Source organism: Bacteroides sp. ET225, from assembly GCF_024733745.1.
GTDB lineage: Bacteria > Bacteroidota > Bacteroidia > Bacteroidales > Bacteroidaceae > Phocaeicola > Phocaeicola excrementipullorum.
Map to the genome: position 1 here is coordinate 1 of NZ_JANRHN010000019.1, position 17,572 is coordinate 17,572.

At 49.5% G+C, this 17,572-nt stretch carries 11 protein-coding genes; 9 read left to right on the forward strand and 2 right to left on the reverse strand.

What is annotated here, in order from left to right:
* Positions 1–104: 104 nt before the first annotated feature.
* Positions 105–734 carry an AAA family ATPase gene (locus NW212_RS09295; protein ID WP_258338374.1) on the reverse strand — a complete coding sequence of 210 codons (630 nt, stop codon included), beginning with the start codon at positions 732–734 and terminating at the stop codon, positions 105–107.
* 347 nt (positions 735–1,081) lie between these two features.
* Positions 1,082–3,262 carry a tetratricopeptide repeat protein gene (locus NW212_RS09300; RefSeq protein WP_258338375.1) on the reverse strand — a complete coding sequence of 727 codons (2,181 nt, stop codon included), beginning with the start codon at positions 3,260–3,262 and terminating at the stop codon, positions 1,082–1,084.
* An 86-nt stretch (positions 3,263–3,348) separates the two neighbouring features.
* Between NW212_RS09300 and mfd the strand changes: the two genes are divergently transcribed.
* The 9 genes from mfd to NW212_RS09345 all read left to right on the forward strand — a co-directional run bounded on the left by mfd (position 3,349) and on the right by NW212_RS09345 (position 17,571).
* Positions 3,349–6,729 (forward strand): transcription-repair coupling factor, encoded by a 3,381-nt coding sequence (gene mfd, locus NW212_RS09305; RefSeq protein WP_258338376.1) that lies wholly within the window; start codon positions 3,349–3,351, stop codon positions 6,727–6,729.
* A 136-nt stretch (positions 6,730–6,865) separates the two neighbouring features.
* Positions 6,866–8,155 (forward strand): histidine phosphatase family protein, encoded by a 1,290-nt coding sequence (locus NW212_RS09310; protein WP_258338377.1) that lies wholly within the window; start codon positions 6,866–6,868, stop codon positions 8,153–8,155.
* 230 nt (positions 8,156–8,385) lie between these two features.
* On the forward strand, positions 8,386–11,040 hold the full coding sequence (locus NW212_RS09315) for a TonB-dependent receptor domain-containing protein (RefSeq protein WP_258338378.1): 2,655 nt from the start codon (positions 8,386–8,388) through the stop codon (positions 11,038–11,040).
* Positions 11,041–11,090: 50 nt separating this feature from the next.
* Complete coding sequence (locus tag NW212_RS09320) at positions 11,091–12,503, forward strand: hypothetical protein (protein ID WP_258338379.1); 1,413 nt, start codon at positions 11,091–11,093, stop codon at positions 12,501–12,503.
* A 189-nt stretch (positions 12,504–12,692) separates the two neighbouring features.
* A complete protein-coding gene (locus NW212_RS09325) occupies positions 12,693–13,637 on the forward strand; it encodes a metallophosphoesterase (RefSeq protein WP_258338380.1) in 945 nt (314 codons plus the stop codon).
* 48 nt (positions 13,638–13,685) lie between these two features.
* The gene (locus NW212_RS09330) at positions 13,686–13,892 is read left to right on the forward strand and encodes a hypothetical protein (RefSeq protein ID WP_258338381.1); all 207 of its coding nucleotides are present in this window, start codon (positions 13,686–13,688) and stop codon (positions 13,890–13,892) included.
* A gap of 95 nt (positions 13,893–13,987) precedes the next feature.
* The gene (gene accC, locus NW212_RS09335) at positions 13,988–15,499 is read left to right on the forward strand and encodes an acetyl-CoA carboxylase biotin carboxylase subunit (protein WP_258338382.1); all 1,512 of its coding nucleotides are present in this window, start codon (positions 13,988–13,990) and stop codon (positions 15,497–15,499) included.
* Between the two features lie 15 nt (positions 15,500–15,514).
* Positions 15,515–16,036 carry a biotin/lipoyl-containing protein gene (locus tag NW212_RS09340; RefSeq protein ID WP_258338383.1) on the forward strand — a complete coding sequence of 174 codons (522 nt, stop codon included), beginning with the start codon at positions 15,515–15,517 and terminating at the stop codon, positions 16,034–16,036.
* Between the two features lie 2 nt (positions 16,037–16,038).
* On the forward strand, positions 16,039–17,571 hold the full coding sequence (locus tag NW212_RS09345) for an acyl-CoA carboxylase subunit beta (protein WP_258338384.1): 1,533 nt from the start codon (positions 16,039–16,041) through the stop codon (positions 17,569–17,571).
* The last annotated feature ends 1 nt before the right edge of the window (position 17,572 follow it).

The window sequence follows — 17,572 nt, forward strand, 5'->3', positions numbered from 1 at the left end:
ATAAAATCAAAGCCGCAGCCGCGATGATATGCGTCCTTTTTTTCTTGCAGGACGGTTTCATCACGGCTGCGGCTTTTTCCTGTTGCGGTATGCTCCGATCGGCCTTAAAGTTTCAGTTTCATTGTTACGAACTGTTTGATGAAGTCAACGGTTCCGTCGATGCCCAGCACGGAAGAGTCAATGCAGAGATGATAGGTCGCTGCGGCTCCCCATGTATTATAGCTGTAATAGTTGTAATAGGATGAACGTTTCTTGTCGGCCTTTTCCATCAGTTCTTCGGCTTCGTCTGCCGTAATGTCATGCAGTTTCATCAGGCGTTCGATGCGTGCTTCGGGTGCGGCAGACACGAACACGTTCGCGCAGCGCGGATGGTCGCGCAGGATGTAGTCGGCGCACCGTCCTACAAACAGGCACGATTTCTCTTCCGCCAGCTTGCGTATCACATCGCTCTGGATCTTGAAGAGCGAATCGTTGCTCAGGTATGAGTTATATGGATAGGCACCTTCGGTGATAAAAGGAAAACGGGTGCCGAACAGTCCTCCCAGAATCGTTTGCGAAGCTTTTTCGTCGGCCTTTTCAAAAAATTCCTTGCAAAGTCCGCTTTCTTTTGAAGCCAGGTTTATCAGCTCCTTGTCATAGAAAGAAATGCCCAGCTTTTTCGCCAGCTTTTCACCTATTTCTTTTCCGCCGCTTCCCAGTTGGCGGCCCAAATTGATAACATAGTGCTCGTTCATAGCGTATCAGTATTAGTTATAGTGCAAAAATATAATTTTTTTGCAACGGAAGGCTATTGCGGTCGTATTTTTTTTGAGGCTGAACGCCCGCTTTTGTCCCGTTCGCTCTGCCGGCAGAGCCTCAGTCAGGCCGGGGTGTGCGACGGAAGAAATGCGGGAGTGTGGCGGCGGATTCTTTATCTTCAGCCTGGAGATGCAAATCTTCAGCCTAAAGATACATATCTCCAAGCTGGAGATACACATCTTTAGGTTAAAGATGAAGATTCTTTTTTATGCGATTGAGTTTGCGGCCCGCATTCTTTGGAAACGCGGCGTGTGTTTGTCCTGTTTTGCTGTGGCTCTTGGCGTTACAGCAGCAAGTCCGGAATCAGGTAGACGCTTTCTTCTGTCACTCCCTGTTCAAGCAGCGCATCTTTGTCTGCGAGGTAGATTTTCATAAATTCGTCGTGGCTCTTGGACTGCTTTTCCGCGTGTCGGTAACATTCCAGCGCCTTGGGTATCTGGTGCATGGCCAGATAGACGTGGCCCGTATTCAGCCAGTCGGAAATCTGCGCGTCGGAAGCCTGTATCAGTTTCTCGAAGAACCGCAGCGCTTCTGCGTGTTTCCCGGTCATGAAGTAGCACCAGCCTATGGCGCGCTGTGCGTTGGCCGGCGTGCGGTCAAGGTATTCCACCTTGAAGAAATATTGCAGCGCCTTGTCGTAGTTGCGCAAGGTTGCCAGGCATTGCCCGATTTGGAGCAGCAGGTTCAGGTTGTCAGGCTGGATGCTTTCCACGCGGTAGAAATATTCCAGCGCCTTTTCAAAGTTATGGGTCCGCTTGTAGCATTGGGCCAGGTGCTTGAGAGTCCATATATGGTCGGGCTTCACAATGTCTGCTTGCAGATAGGCGTTGATAGCGTCCTCATATCTTTCCATTTTTTGATAGGAGAATCCCAGCTTCTGCCAGCTTCCCGCTTCTTCGGGATTAGACTGCACCAGTTCTTCATACAGTTCCGAGGCTTCTGGAAAATAGTCTTTGGCAAAAAGATAGTCCGCTATCTGCTTTCTCCGTTCGTTTTGCAGGATGAGGCGGTTGAGGAAAGGAGATTTCCAGAAAGCCAGTTCGTCGGCAAAAATGTCGTGCTGTTCGCTTCTGTACATCCACAGCTTGAAGAACCTGTAGAGGTCGTGGATGTATTGCCGGCTGATGATGTTGGCTTTGTCCCGGCTGCTTGTTTCTCCGGCCAGCTTGTCCAGGTTTTCTTCCATGACTTCGCTTTGCGATCCGATCTGCGACCTCAGCGCATCGATTTGCAGCTTGGGCAGCGAGAAGAGTGTGAGGCAGAACGAATATTTGTCTGAATTGCAGAAAATGGGTGATTCGAGCAGCATCTTCAAGAGCGACTTGTCGCTTATGTCGTTGTCGGCAAACAGGTCGGCAATGTCGGCCGTTTGCTTGTCGAACGGGTAGAACCAGTGTGCCGCCTGTCCGAAAAAAGCATAGCTTTTCAGTTGCGAGAAAGTGCTCATATACGTGTCGGCCCCTTCCATCTGGAGCTCGCCCAGCTGCTGTATCTCGTCGCTTATCTGCTGCATTTCTTTTTCCCATTCCGGATTTTTGTCTTCCAGATCTTCTATGTCGATGATTTTAAAGTCGGTTTTTCTCAGCCTGGGGTTTCGCATCATCTTTGGAATGATCTGTTCGCGCATCCTTTTTCCGATTTTTTCCGTTTCTCTGGACAGCAGAAACAAAATCTGTATGTCGTGAAGCTGCTGTACGGTCTGCGCGTTGTCACCCAGTATCGTCAGTGCGGCTGTCAGTTCCGGATAGAGAGAAAGCCGCTTTTCCTGATAATATGCCGTGAGCAGTATGCCGGCAAGCGCGCGTTGTGAAACGACGGCTTCCGTACGCTTCCGGTAGGCAAGCAAAAGAAACTGTAACTTCTGAGGGTCAAACAGTTGCAGCAGGCTTAACGTCGCGGCACTCACCATGACAGCCAGCGAGTTGGCCGGTATAAGTTGGGAATCCAGCAAGGCGGAAGCCTCTTTCGCTTCTTCGTCAGTCCAGTGGGCAGATGTCCATATCTTGTCGAAGAGTTCGTCTGTAGCCTTTTCCTTTTGCTTGTAAAGCTTTTTCAGTTCGCTGTTTTTGTCTGCGTTTTCAGCGAGCATCAGCGGAGTGACGCTCAAATCTTCCGCATTGGTTTCCAGTGTCATTCCGATTTCCTGGAACGAATGGACTGCCGTCTGTTTGAAAGTCCGGCATTTTGTTGCGAAGAATCCTTTTGAGGCGGATTGCTGTCTGATGAATTCCGCCCGGTCTGCCAGTTCATATCCTTTGCGGTACAAATGCGCATACATCTTTCCCTGCTGCGGGTCTTCTGTTCCCTGAGCGGCATATTGCAGCATATATCCGTAGGTGTTCTGCAGCGTTTCCACTTCGGATGTCAGAGTCCAGTTGTTTGTTTCGGAAGCCAGTGAACCAAGTTGCGCGAAAGCTTCTTTCAGTCGTTTTTGGTCGAGAAGCTGAATGATGTCCTTATACATGAGTTGTTTCAATAAGAAAATTATCATTTACAATCACTGCAAAAATAGCAATTATTTTGTAATTTTGCATATCTATCTATAGAACAATGGGTATAACGGAACTTCAAAAGGTGTATGCCGGTCATCCGAATTTGTCGGGGCTGGCATCATTGTTGGATAACAAAGAAATAAGAACGATATTTTTAGACGGGATGCACGGTTCGTGCGCGTCGCTGTTCGCTTCCGCTTTTACCAGGCGGAATGCGGGCGTTCATGTGTTTGTATTGGATAATCTGGAAGAAGCCGGGTATTTTTATCACGATATCGTGCAGGTGAACGGGGAAGGGCAGACTATGTTTTTCCCTTCATCGTACCGCAGAGCCATCAAGTACGGCCAGAAAGATGCGGCGAACGAAATCCTGCGTACCGAAGTGCTGGGAGCGTTTGAACGGAACGAGCCGGTTACGGTGGTCACTTATCCGGATGCGCTGGCAGAAAAGGTGGTGTCGCAGAAGGTGCTGAGCGACAAAACGATCGCGCTTAAGGTCGGGCAGCATATTGCAACCGGGAAAATAATGGAGGAGCTGGCCGGACACGGTTTTGAGCATGTGGATTATGTATACGAGCCGGGGCAGTTCGCTTTGAGAGGAAGCATCCTGGATGTGTATTCGTTTGCGTCCGAATATCCTTATCGGGTTGATTTTTTTGGAGATGAAATCGACAGCATACGTACGTTTGAGGTGGACTCGCAGCTCTCCAAGGAAAAAAAGGATGCGGTGAGCATTGTGCCCGAACTTTCTGCAGCGTCTGGAGGAGACATCTGTTTTCTTGATTTCATTCCGGCGGATGCGGTGTTGTGGGTAAAGGACTTCGTCTGGCTGAAGGAGCGGATTCAGACCGTGTATGAGGAGGCATTTTCTCCGCAGGCTCTGGCCGCTTATGAAGGTGAGCAGGACGGGCTGAAGGAACTTGAAAAGCAACTTGTCGACGGAGGTGAGTTCTGTGTCCGTGCGTTGGAGTTCAGGCGGATTGATTTCGGACACAAGGCACTTGGTACGCCTCAGGCTTCGCTGAAGTTTGAAACTTCCGTGCAGCCTATCTTTCACAAGAACTTTGATCTGGTGTCGGGTTCGCTGACTGATTATTTGCAGCGCGGATATCGGATTTACATTTGTTCGGACAGCGTGAAGCAGACCGACCGTCTGAAGGACATCTTTCAGGAGCGGGGCGACAAGATTGCGTTTGAACCTGTAGACCGCACGTTGCACGAAGGATTTATCGATCATACATTGCGCTGCTGCATTTTTACCGACCATCAGATTTTTGACCGTTTCCATAAATACAGCCTCCGGAGCGACAAGGCGCGGAGTGGAAAGGTGGCTCTTTCGCTTAAGGAACTGAATATGTTTGAGCCGGGTGATTATGTGGTGCATATCGACCACGGGATCGGGAAGTTTGCGGGACTGGTGCGTGTGCCGAACGGAAACACCACGCAGGAGGTTATCAAGCTGGTTTATCAGAATGACGATGTTGTGTTCGTTTCTATCCATTCGTTGCATAAGATTTCGAAATACAAGGGAAAGGAAGGCGAACAGCCCCGTATCAGCAAGCTGGGTACGGGTGCATGGGAGAAGATGAAAGAGCGGACAAAGACGAAGATCAAGGACATTGCCCGCGACCTTATCAAGCTTTATTCCCAGCGCAAGCAGGAAAAAGGTTTTCATTTCAGTCCCGACAGCTTTCTGCAGCATGAACTGGAAGCCAGCTTCCTGTATGAAGATACGCCCGATCAGCTGAAAGCTACTCAGGAAGTAAAGGCTGACATGGAGAGTGACCGGCCTATGGACCGTCTGGTCTGCGGAGATGTGGGATTCGGAAAGACAGAAGTGGCTGTCCGTGCAGCGTTCAAGGCTGTGGCCGACAACAAGCAGGTGGCGGTGCTTGTGCCTACCACCGTATTGGCTTTCCAGCACTATCAGACATTCAAGAAACGTCTGGAAGACATGCCTTGCACCGTAGAATACCTGAGCCGCGCCCGTACGGCCAAGGATACAAGCCGCATCTTGAAGGAGCTGGCCGACGGAAAAGTCAATATACTCATCGGAACGCATAAAATAATCGGAAAGAGTGTGAAGTTTAAGGATCTTGGCCTGCTGATCATCGACGAGGAGCAGAAATTCGGGGTGAGCGTGAAGGAAAAGCTCCGCCAGATGAAGGTGAACGTAGATACGCTGACCATGACTGCCACGCCGATTCCGCGCACGTTGCAGTTTTCGCTGATGGGAGCGCGCGACCTTTCGGTTATCCAGACTCCTCCTCCCAACCGCTATCCGATTCAGACCGAAGTGCATACCTTCAATGAAGGAATCATCGCTGACGCCATTAATTTTGAGATGAGCCGCAACGGTCAGGTGTTTTTCGTGAACAACCGCATTCAGAATCTTCCGGAACTGAAGGCAATGATTCAGCGGAACATCCCGGACTGCAGGGTGTGCATCGGTCATGGGCAGATGCAGCCTGAGGAACTGGAAAAGATTATTTTTGATTTCGTGAACTATGATTACGACGTGCTTCTTGCCACGACAATCATTGAAAGTGGAATTGATATACCGAATGCCAATACCATTATTATTAATCAGGCGCAGAACTTTGGCTTGAGCGACCTGCATCAGATGCGCGGACGTGTGGGGCGAAGCAACAAGAAGGCATTCTGCTATTTGCTGGCTCCTCCCTTGTCGAGCCTGACCCCCGAAGCGAAACGGCGTCTTCAGGCGATTGAAAACTTCAGCGATTTGGGAAGCGGCATTCACATTGCCATGCAGGATCTGGATATCCGTGGCGCAGGAAATATGCTGGGAGCCGAACAGAGCGGATTTATCGCCGATTTGGGCTATGAAACCTATCAGAAGATTCTGGCAGAAGCGGTTACGGAACTGAAGAACGAAGAGTTTGCCGACCTGTATGCGGATGAAATCAAAGCCGGCGAAGAGAAGATCAGCGGCGAAGAGTTTGTTGACGAGTGTACGGTGGAGAGCGACCTGGAACTGCTTTTCCCGAACGAATATATTCCCAGCAGCAGCGAGCGTATGCTGGTTTACCGCGAACTGGACAAGCTGGAGCTTGACAAGGATGTGGATGAATTCAAGGTGCGGCTGGTAGACCGTTTCGGACAGATTCCTCCGGAAGGGGAAGAGCTTATCCGCATTGTTCCCCTGCGGCGGCTGGCAAAGCGTCTGGGTGTGGAAAAGGTGATTCTTAAAGCTGGCAAGATGACTCTTTATTTTGTCAGCAACCTGGAGAGTCCTTATTACCAGAGCAGGTCTTTCGGGAAGGTAATCGAATACATGTCGAAGAATCCGCGGTATTGCAATCTGAGGGAACAGAACGGAAAACGAAGCATGGTTGTGCAGCATGTAACTACAGTGAAGGATGCGGTGGCTATTCTTCAGGAAATGGTGAGCATGAACGGAGATTCGTTTTCTGTCTGAAGCATCTCAAATCAATGACATTCGGATTTCATTTGTGTTTCATTTGAATTCCGGATGTCTTTTTTATCCGGGAAAGAATGCCGCGCAAGACTGAAATGCTTTATTTTCGCCGGAAATTTTATGGACTACAAAGATAATGGTTGAGTTTATTCAGATGAAAGGAAGGTTGCTGGCCTTGGCTTTGCTCGTTTTCCCGTTGGGAGTGGCGGGGCAGAGCGCTCGTGATGAAATCCGGCAGAATCCGGCTTTGGCTGCCGGAAAGTATTATGCTTATCAGGAGCCGCAGACAAAGTATGCACCGGCACCGGCCGGATATGAACCGTTCTATATTTCTTCGTTTGCGCGCCACGGTTCACGCTATCTTACCAAGGAAAAGAAATACGTGCAGCCGATGCAGGCGCTTCTGAAAGCAGGAGATGAAGGCCGGCTTACACCGGACGGCAGACGGGCGTTGAAAATGGTCGTTTCGTTGGCGGAGGAGGCCGAGGGGCGTTATGGCGAACTGACTCCGAAAGGGGCTGAACAGCATCGCAGGCTGGTGGACAGAATGTATGCCAATTATCCGCAGGTGTTTGAAGATGGGATTCATGTGGATGCAAGGTCCACTTACAAGACGCGCGCTTTTCTTTCGATGGCAGCAGCCTGTGTGGAGTTGAAAGGCTTGAACCCGAAACTGAACATCACGACTGAAACAAGCGAACACGATGCCTGGTATATAAAGTATAAGAATCCGCTCTATGAAGCGTTGCACATGGAAAATGTCGATTCGGTATACCGTGCGGCCGACAGTGTCTACATTCATCCGGAGAGGTTGATGAAGCAGCTTTTTAACGATTCTGTTTATGTGGCGGAGAATATCGACGCGAAAAAACTGATGGCGGATCTGTTTGAACTTCACGGAATCAGCCAGAGCAGTTACAGCCAGCCGGATCTGGGCTTCTTGTTTACGGAAGACGAGCTTTATGACATGTGGCAGCGCAACAATTTTGAATGGTATTATGAAAAGGGGCCTTCTCCGTTGAGCGATGCCTGCATGTATAAATTGGAAAGAAATTTGCTGCGAAATTTCATCGAAACCGCAGATACGGTGATTGCGTCGGGGAAAAATGCAGTTTCGCTTCGTTTCGGTCACGATACGAACCTGGCGCCTTTGGCCGCACTGATGGGAATGAATCAGTTGACAACAGCCACAACAGACTGGGAGAAAATCGCTGATACTTACCGCACTTATCGGATCATTCCGATGTGTGGCAATGTGCAGCTGGTGTTCTACCGCAAGAAAGACAATGACGACATTCTGATGAAAGCGCTTTTGAATGAGCGTGAGGTCATTTTGCCTGTCAAAACCGACAAAGCTCCTTATTATCATTGGGAGGACGTGAAAAAATATTGGATGGAACTGATAGAATCCATTGTGCTTCCCTGACATAAAAGCCGGGAAGGTGGCGGAGGGGAATGCGCTTCTGTCGAAATCGGGCGAGAGCCGCGAAAATGCTGGTAACTCAGCGGTTTCGCGGCTCTCGCCTTTCTTCAGGCGGGTAAAAGCCAAGTATGCTGTAATATGAAAGTAATATGGGCGTAATCCAAAAGACACATTTGCGTAATTATGTTGAAAACCCATACTGATACCTTTGCGTCGAAATAAAAAGATAAAGAATGAAAGCTAGATTTATTGCTGTGATGTTTTTATTGGCATCAGCCAGCGTGCAGGCCGGAGTCGTTAAGGGAAAAATAAAGGATGCACGGACCGGGGAAGAAATTATCGGTGCTTCGGTGATGGTGAAAGAGGAACCGGGCAAGGGGACGGTGACGGGTTTGGACGGCAGTTTCAATTTGTCCGTCAACAGGAACAAATATACGTTGGTTTGTTCTTATATCGGTTATAAGAACTATGAAGTAACCGTCGATTCAAAGAGTAAAGAAATAGAGATTCCATTGAATACGGATGAGGTGGCTTTGGGCGAAGTGACGGTGGTGGCTTCCAATCCGGGCCGGACAGAGGCCGGCGCACGTGCCATTGAGCGCAAGGCGATGAACGTGGTGAACGTGATGAGCGCAAAGGCAATCGAGCTTTCGCCGGATATCACCGTAGCTAATGTCATCCAGCGTATGTCGGGAGTGACGATCGAACGCAACAGCAGCGGCGAAGGTCAGTATGCCATCCTCCGAGGCATGGACAAGCGCTATAATTATACATTGGTAAACGGAGTGAAGATTCCGAGCCCGGACAATAAAAACCGGTTTGTTCCGCTCGATATCTTCCCTTCGGAGATGCTTGACCGTCTGGAGGTAACGAAGTCGCTGACTGCCAATATGGAAGGTGACGGCATTGGCGGTGCGGTCAATCTGGTGATGAAGGATGCGCCGGCTGAACGTCAGTTTACGGCAAGTATTTCGACGGGTTATAACGCGATGTATTTCGGTCGTGACTTCCAGTCGTTCAACTACGGGGAGATAGTGAAAAAGTCGCCCTACGAAGCGATGGGGAAGCCGGAGGATTATAAAGTAACACAGGACAATTTCACTTCCTCCAATCTGCGCATGAAATGGAAGAAGCCGCTTCCCGACCTGACCGCCAGTCTGTCTTATGGCGACCGCTTTTTCGGGAACAAGCTGGGAGTGATGCTTGCCGGAAGTTATCTGAATACCTATAGAGGAAAAGAAAGCCAGCTCTATTATCAGCCGGGTGTGACTCATAACGGTATCGAATACCGTAACTATTCGTCCCAGCAGACCCGTATCGGCGCACATGCCAAACTGGACTATCATATCAACGGAAATCACAAGCTGACATGGTATAACGGCTATATGGATATGCGCGAGGCAGAGGTACGTGACGGGGAGGATGACAAGGAGCGTGCCGTACGTATGAAGTGGAATCGTCAGTACATCATCAACTCGACACTGAAAGGCGAACATCAGTTCCTTGAAGACGGCAGGCTGAAACTGAACTGGTCGGCGGTAATTTCCAAGGCATACAGCGAAACTCCCGACAATGCGGATATATTCATGCAGGGATCTCATGTCCAGACTTCCGGAGCCGCCACCCGCCGTTGGGAGCACAATTCGGACAAGGACAAGGCGGGCTATGTGGATTTGAGCTACAAATGGAGTTTGAAGGATGAATCGTTTTTCGACTTCTCTGTCGGAGGCATGTACCGTGATAAGAAGCGCGACAGCTTCTTCAATGAGTATACTTTCGATTCAGGTACGGGTAGAGATCCGCAATATATCAATGAAGACTGGTATAATTTCGATGAAATCGTGTTTACGCCGGCCATGCGCGGATATGGCAACATTGGAGATCCGTTGAACTATGACGCTTCGGAGAAGATAGGGGTCGGCTACGGTATGGTGAAGTATACGTTCCCGAAGTGGGAGCTGATTGCAGGCGTACGAGTGGAGCATACCAATCAGGGGTATGTGTTGAAGTTCCCGCGTGATGTGGATCCGGAAGGCAGCCAGAAGTATACGGACGTGTTGCCCAGCTTCCATGCGAAATACAACGTGCATGAGAACGCGAACCTGCGCTTCTCGTATGCCCGTGCCATCAACCGTCCGAGCTTTTTCGAAATCGTGCCTTACAGTATTATCAACGAGGATTATAAGGAAAAAGGTAATCCGGACTTGAAGCATACCGTGGCCGACAATGTGGATTTGCGGTATGAGTTCTTTCCGAAATCGTCCGAACAGTTTATGGTCGGTTTGTTCTACAAGCATATCCAGAATCCGATTGAATACAGTCTGGTAAGCTCCGGGCAGGACACTTATTACCAGCCGATGAACTTGGGCGATGCCACGAACATGGGTGTGGAGGTGGATGTTATGAAGTATTTCAACTGGTTCGGCATCAAGGCTAACTATACTTATACGCATTCCAAGATTACTACAGACAAACGTTATATGGACGGCTCTGAGGTCAAGACAAGAAAGCAGTCCCGGCCTTTGTTCGGACAGGCTGCGCATGTGGCCAACCTTTCTCTCCTGTTCAAGGATGCCAAGCGCGGGTGGGAAGGCCAGCTTGCCGGAAGCTATACCGGAAAACGTCTGAGCGACATTTCCAACTGGTACGATAACGATATTTGGGAGGACGGATATTTCCAGCTGGACGCTTCCGTGGAGAAGAGCTTCAAGAAAGGAGTGAGCATCTTTGCAAAGGCTTCCAATCTGCTGGATGTGCCCTTGCTGAGATATGTCCAGAAAGGTCCCAGCACGGAAGGGCTCAATTATGAACGGCATAAAGGCAATGTAATCGAGCGCAAGGAATGGCATGGACAGACCATCATGCTGGGTGTGAGATATAAACTTTAAGGAAAAACAAACTGAACGACATATTGACTAACATCTTAATTTTTCAAATTATGAATTTCAAGAAGTATTTATTCATGGGTGCGGCTTTGATGGCTTTGTCATTCTTTGCTGCTTGTAGTGACGATGAAAATGAACCGCAGACTCCGCCTAAAGATCCGGAAGGTGAACAGCCCGGAGAATCAACCAGTTTGGCAGATCAGTGGAACAATACCAATACGGTGGTTTGGCCTGCTGATACGGTGGTCAACTTGACGGACCATTATGTGGTTCCCGAAGGAAAGACTTTGGTTATCAAGGAAGGCGCGCAGATTATCGCTAGTTCCAAAGGCGTAGGAGCCAACCATGCGGCCATTGAATTTACGGTAAACGGAAACCTGTATTGTGAGGGTACGGCGGAGAAACCCGTTCTGTTCTCTGTTTCCGAAGAGGAACGGACTGAGGAAAACATCTTTGCTGGCTTGTGGGGCGGTATCGTTGCTTCCGAGACTTGCGGCGAAATGCTGATTGACCATACCATCATTGAGTATACGGGAGGTCAGGTTGTGGAAGGTTCTCCTGCCGCGACAAACGGTGTTTATACGGCCGGTGACGATGCTTATCCGCAGATTACTACCAACAACATTAACGGCAAGTATGTCATCATCAACTCCGTTCTGCGTAACGGCTGGTCGGATGGTATCTACATGATGGGCGGTGAGGGCATCATAGCCAACAACTTGTTTGCCGCCAACGGATACGATGGCGCTGAGGCTGTGAACGTGAAGGCCGGATGCAAGGTTGACGTGGCTGGAAACGTGATGTTCAGCCCGAATACCAACGGCTTGAAGTTGTCGAGCTCCGGTCAGGGCGGAAACCGTGGTCAGGCGTTGATTCAGGCATACAACAACACCATCATCAATGCCGGATGGAGACGTGACGGAGAAAAAGGCGGTTGCGTGTATGTGGAAAAGAACGCGCTTGCCAATGTGTTCAACAACTTGATGGTGAACTGCAAGTTCCGCGCCATGACTCCGAGCTTTGATATTCCGAACAATCCGGAAGAAGGATATGATAACAAATCCGTAATTGACTACAATTTCTACGCTTCGGGCAATCAGCAGAGTGACATCGTATATGACGGTGAGGACGAAAGCGGTGTGGCATACGCTTGGCAGGGATATAACTACGACCACGAAGACTATAACACGGGAGTGGTTGATGTGCATAGTGTCATTGCCAAAGAAAATGACTTGAAAGACCCTCAGTTCGTGAACTTCGACATCAATGCCGTGGCATTGACCGGCTATGTATACGATAGCGCATGGGATTTCCATCTGAAAGCAGGTTCTCCGGCTTTGAACGGTGCGGCTGGCGCTTCCGAATCATTTGCAACTCCGCTTTTCGGCACGACTGGTCTGACCATTAACGGAGAAAACTACACTTCTCCGGCGGTTCAAAGCCATTATGGTGCTTACGGCGAATAAATTCAGGCTCTTTTTGAGACACAGCTGATATACATTCATTTCTTTGGAAGCCCGGATCTATTGATAAAAGCATCCGGGCTTTTTTAATCTGTTTTTTTCGTGGCGGCTGAGAGTATTTCATATTTATTTCAGTTTTCGGATTCAACTTTGCCACGACAAAACGAAAATAACATTTAAACAGTTTTTATTATGATTTCATTGAAAAGAACTTTAAGCACTTTAGGAGTAGCCTTGTTTGCGCTTTCCGTTTTCGCACAGACACCAGCCGACTGGAAACCGCTTGAAAAGCCTTTGAATTTCTATCTGGCTAACGATTTGGGACGTAACGGATATTACGACCAGAAACCGATTGCGGAACTGATGGGGAAGATGGCTGAAACCATAGACATTGAATTTGTGGTTGCCGCCGGCGATGTGCATCATTTCGAAGGAGTGCGCAGTGTGGATGACCCTTTGTGGATGACCAACTATGAGCTTATTTACAGCCACCCGGATCTGATGTTGCCTTGGTATCCGATTCTTGGAAATCACGAGTACCGGGGAAATACGCAGGCCGTGCTTGACTATGCAGGTGTAAGTGCACGCTGGCAGATAGCCGGGCGTTATTATACGAAAACGATGGAGGAGGATGGAGCGACATTGCGCCTGGTGATGATTGACACCCCTCCCTTGCTCGACAAATACCGTAAAGACACGGAAAAATATCCGGACGCGCATCTGCAGGACGTCGACAAACAGTTGGCCTGGCTTGATTCGGTGCTTACGGCTGCAAAGGAGGACTGGGTGCTTGTGGTAGGCCACCATCCCATTTATGCGGATACGGACAAGAATGATTCGGAACGGACGGATATGCAGAAGCGTGTCGACTCGCTTCTCCGCAAGCATAAGAATGTCGACATGTATCTTTGCGGACACATCCATAACTTCCAGCACATACGCATGCCCGGAAGCGGGATTGACTATGTTGTGAACACTTCGGGCTCGCTGAGCCGCAAGGTGAAGCCGGTTGAGGGAACACAGTTCTGCAGCGACGCTTCCGGCTTTTCGCTCATCACGCTCGACAAGAATGAACTCTGTCTGCACATGATAGACAAGGAGGGAAAGGTGATTCACACCGTGAAAAGAACCAAGTGACGGATTTGCCCCACATAATGGGCAAGATGACCGCCCGTATTGCCGAAAATGACCGCCCGTCTTGAGCAAGATGAGCGGTCATTTTGTCTGCCGGTTGCTGCCGTTGTTTGCAAACTGGAGTTTGCGTTTCCTGTATATGCTTTTCCTTCTGTCGGTTTTCTTCGTGTTTTTGAAGATAAAAACATCCCTTTCGGCAAAAAAAAGGCCGTTCTTTGGACTGATGTTTCTTTTTTTGTTATTTTTGCACAGATTTAAGGTTGCTGTGCCGATTTGTCTGGCGCAAGCGGCTTTGTCCGGCCGAAGAGTTCGTGCCGGATTGTCAAACGGAAGTAATAACTAAAACATAAAGCATGATACACAAAGTATTGATCGCTAATCGTGGTGAAATAGCTGTGCGTGTGATGCGTTCGTGCCGCGAAATGGGCATCCGCACCGTTGCAGTTTTCTCTGAGGCCGACAGGACAGCCCGCCACGTACTTTATGCGGATGAAGCCTGTCTGATAGGCCCGGCGGCATCTCGCGAAAGTTACTTGAACATCGACAAGATTATCATGGCGGCCAAGCGTCATGGAGTGGACGCCATCCATCCGGGGTATGGATTTCTGTCGGAAAATTCAGAGTTCGCCCGCCGCTGCCGTCAGGAAGGCATCATCTTCATTGGTCCGGATCCGGAAACGATGGATGCGATGGGGGACAAGATTTCTGCCCGCAAGCACATGATTGCTGCAGGCGTTCCGGTGGTTCCCGGCACAGAGCAGCCTTTGCAGAGCGTTGAAGAGGCGAAAGAAATCTGCAACCGCATCGGCTATCCCGTAATGCTGAAGGCTTCCATGGGAGGAGGCGGAAAAGGCATGCGTCTGATTCACAGTGAGGACGAAGTGGAAGAGGCATACAATACGGCCCGTTCGGAATCCATGTCATCGTTCGGTGACGATACTGTTTATCTGGAAAAGTTTGTAGAAGAGCCGCACCATATCGAGTTCCAGATCTTGGGGGACAACTTTGGAAACGCAATCCATCTTTACGAGCGCGAATGCTCCATTCAGCGGCGCAATCAGAAAATAGTTGAAGAAACTCCTTCGCCTTTTGTAACTCCCGAACTGCGACAGAAGATGGGAGAGGCTGCCGTGGCGGCCGCCAAAGCCGTACATTACAAGGGAGCAGGCACAATCGAATTCCTCGTCGACAAGCACCGCAACTTTTATTTTCTTGAAATGAACACTCGTTTGCAGGTGGAGCACCCGATTACGGAAGAAGTGCTTGGCGTGGATTTGGTGAAAGAGCAGCTCCGCATTGCCAACAACGAGCCGCTTCATCTTAAGCAGGAAGAGCTGGTGCAGCGCGGACATGCGATCGAATGCCGCATCTGCGCCGAAGACTCGGAAAATAACTTCATGCCTTCGCCGGGCGTTATCCGTCAGCTGATTGAACCGAACGGCATCGGCGTGCGCATCGACAGCTATGTGTATGAGAGCTACGAAATCCCTATTTATTATGATCCGATGATCGGCAAGCTGATTGTGTGGGCCACAACCCGCCAGTTCGCCATCGAGCGGATGCGCCGTGTGCTTTATGAATACAAGATCACAGGATTGAAAACCAATATCGGATACCTCCGCCATATCATGAACGTGCCCGATTTTGTGGAAGGCCGTTATGATACGCTGTTTATACCCAAGCATCAGGATATACTCCGCAAGTGGGCTAACAAGAAGGAGGAGGAAACTGAAAACATCGCGATGATTGCGGCCTACATCGATTATTTGATGAACCTCGAAGAAAACAAGACGGCTTCTACGGACAACCGTCCGATCAGCCGCTGGCGTGAGTTTGGCTTGAAGAAGGGTGTATTGAGAATCTAAATAAAGCAGGAAATTATGGAAATACATATAGGTGACAGAGTGGCTGATGTGTCATTGGTCAACAAGGAAGGAAACAAGGTACAGCTTACAATCGACGGCGTTCCTTACGATGTAGACATTGTGATGGCTGAGAACGGAAGCTGCTCTATCCTTCATAACGGCAAATCGTATAATGCCGAACTTATACGCAAGGACGGCGGAAAGAGTTATACCGTCAATGCCCATTATCAGTCGTATAACATCGACATTATCGATTCTCAAGCCAAGTATTTGCGTATGCGCAAAGGTGGCGAAGAAAAACAGCAGGACAAGATTGTTTCGCCCATGCCGGGAAAAGTGGTCAAGATCCCCGTAAAGGTGGGCGACCGTCTGGAAGCGGGCGACATCGTAGCTGTAATCGAAGCCATGAAAATGCAGAGCAACTACAAGGTGAACAGCGAATGTACGGTGAAGGAAATCTTGGTGAATGAAGGTGATTCAGTAAACAGCAACCAGGTGATCATGACTCTGGATGTGATAAATAAAGACGAAGAATAATTATGACAGCAGAAGAACAATATAAGAAATTTGAGGAGCTTGACAAGCTGGCTTCGCAAGGCGGCGGTGTGGAGCGTGTGGAAAAACAGCACGCAAACGGTCACATGACCGCACGTGAACGGATTGACATGTTGCTCGACAAGGGCACTTTCAATGAAATAGACAAATTCGTAGTTCATCACTGTTCTGATTTCGGAATGGATAAGAAGCACATTCCCGGTGACGGCATCGTTTGCGGCTATGGAAAAATCGACGGGCGGCTGGTGTATGTGTATGCATATGATTTCACCGTATTCGGCGGCACGCTGAGCACAACCGGTGCAAAAAAGATTGTGAAGGTGCAGGAACTGGCCTTGAAGAACGGTGCTCCGGTCATCGCTCTGAACGATTCGGGAGGCGCACGCATTCAGGAAGGTGTCGGCAGCATTTCCGGATATGCTTCCATTTTCTATCAGAACACCATTGCCTCGGGTGTCATTCCGCAGATCTCGGCCATTCTCGGACCGTGTGCGGGAGGCGCATGTTATTCTCCGGCCCTGACCGACTTCATTTTCATGGTGAAGGAAAAGAGCCACATGTTCATTACCGGCCCGGATGTGGTAAAGGCCGTGACACACGAAGAAGTCGACAAAGAGGAACTGGGCGGTGCCTATACGCACAGCAGCAAAAGCGGCGTGACTCATTTTCTTTGCGATACGGAAGAGGAAACTCTGATGAGCATCCGCGAACTGCTTAGCTTCCTTCCTTCAAACAACATGGAAGATGCGCCGATGGTTCCATGCACAGATGATGTCCGCCGTGCCGACGAATCGCTGATGTCTGTCATTCCGGACGATCCGAATATGCCGTATGACATCAAGAACATCATCGAGCCGGTTGTAGATAACCAGTATTTCTTCGAGGTGATGCCGCATTTTGCAAAGAACATTGTGGTGGGATTTGCACGTCTGGGCGGACGTTCGGTAGGTATTGTAGCCAATCAGCCGGCTTATCTGGCAGGTGTGCTCGATATCGACGCTTCTGACAAGGCTTCACGTTTCATCCGCTTCTGCGACTGTTTCAATATTCCTATCGTTACGTTCGAGGATGTTCCGGGCTTCCTTCCGGGATGTGCGCAGGAGCACAACGGAATCATCCGTCACGGTGCGAAGATTGTCTATGCCTATGCCGAGGCAACCGTGCCTAAAATCACAGTGATTACGCGCAAGGCCTATGGCGGCGCCTATATCGTGATGAACAGCAAGCCGATCGGTGCGGATGTGAACTTCTCATATCCTACGGCAGAAATTGCCGTGATGGGTGCAGACGGTGCCGTGAACATTCTTTACCGCAAGGCGACGCCCGAGGAAAAGGCACAGGCCATCGAAGACTATAAGGAAAAGTTCTCTAACCCGTACCGTGCGGCTGAACAGGGATATATCGACGAAATCATTCTTCCGAAGGATACACGCTTCAAGCTGATTCAGGCTTTGGAGATGACTCAGAACAAGAGCCAGAGCAATCCGCCGAAGAAGCACGGCAACATGCCGCTCTAAT

What these genes read in the sequence shown, in the direction of transcription:
- mfd (WP_258338376.1), top strand. Translation starts at nt 3,349, where the DNA reads ATGGGTATAACGGAACTTCAAAAGGTGTATGCCGGTCATCCGAATTTG.
- accC (WP_258338382.1), top strand. Translation starts at nt 13,988, where the DNA reads ATGATACACAAAGTATTGATCGCTAATCGTGGTGAAATAGCTGTGCGT.
- NW212_RS09315 (WP_258338378.1), top strand. Translation starts at nt 8,386, where the DNA reads ATGAAAGCTAGATTTATTGCTGTGATGTTTTTATTGGCATCAGCCAGC.
- NW212_RS09310 (WP_258338377.1), top strand. Translation starts at nt 6,866, where the DNA reads ATGGTTGAGTTTATTCAGATGAAAGGAAGGTTGCTGGCCTTGGCTTTG.
- NW212_RS09340 (WP_258338383.1), top strand. Translation starts at nt 15,515, where the DNA reads ATGGAAATACATATAGGTGACAGAGTGGCTGATGTGTCATTGGTCAAC.
- NW212_RS09345 (WP_258338384.1), top strand. Translation starts at nt 16,039, where the DNA reads ATGACAGCAGAAGAACAATATAAGAAATTTGAGGAGCTTGACAAGCTG.
- NW212_RS09330 (WP_258338381.1), top strand. Translation starts at nt 13,686, where the DNA reads ATGACCGCCCGTCTTGAGCAAGATGAGCGGTCATTTTGTCTGCCGGTT.
- NW212_RS09320 (WP_258338379.1), top strand. Translation starts at nt 11,091, where the DNA reads ATGAATTTCAAGAAGTATTTATTCATGGGTGCGGCTTTGATGGCTTTG.
- NW212_RS09325 (WP_258338380.1), top strand. Translation starts at nt 12,693, where the DNA reads ATGATTTCATTGAAAAGAACTTTAAGCACTTTAGGAGTAGCCTTGTTT.
- NW212_RS09295 (WP_258338374.1), bottom strand. Translation starts at nt 734, where the DNA reads ATGAACGAGCACTATGTTATCAATTTGGGCCGCCAACTGGGAAGCGGC.
- NW212_RS09300 (WP_258338375.1), bottom strand. Translation starts at nt 3,262, where the DNA reads ATGTATAAGGACATCATTCAGCTTCTCGACCAAAAACGACTGAAAGAA.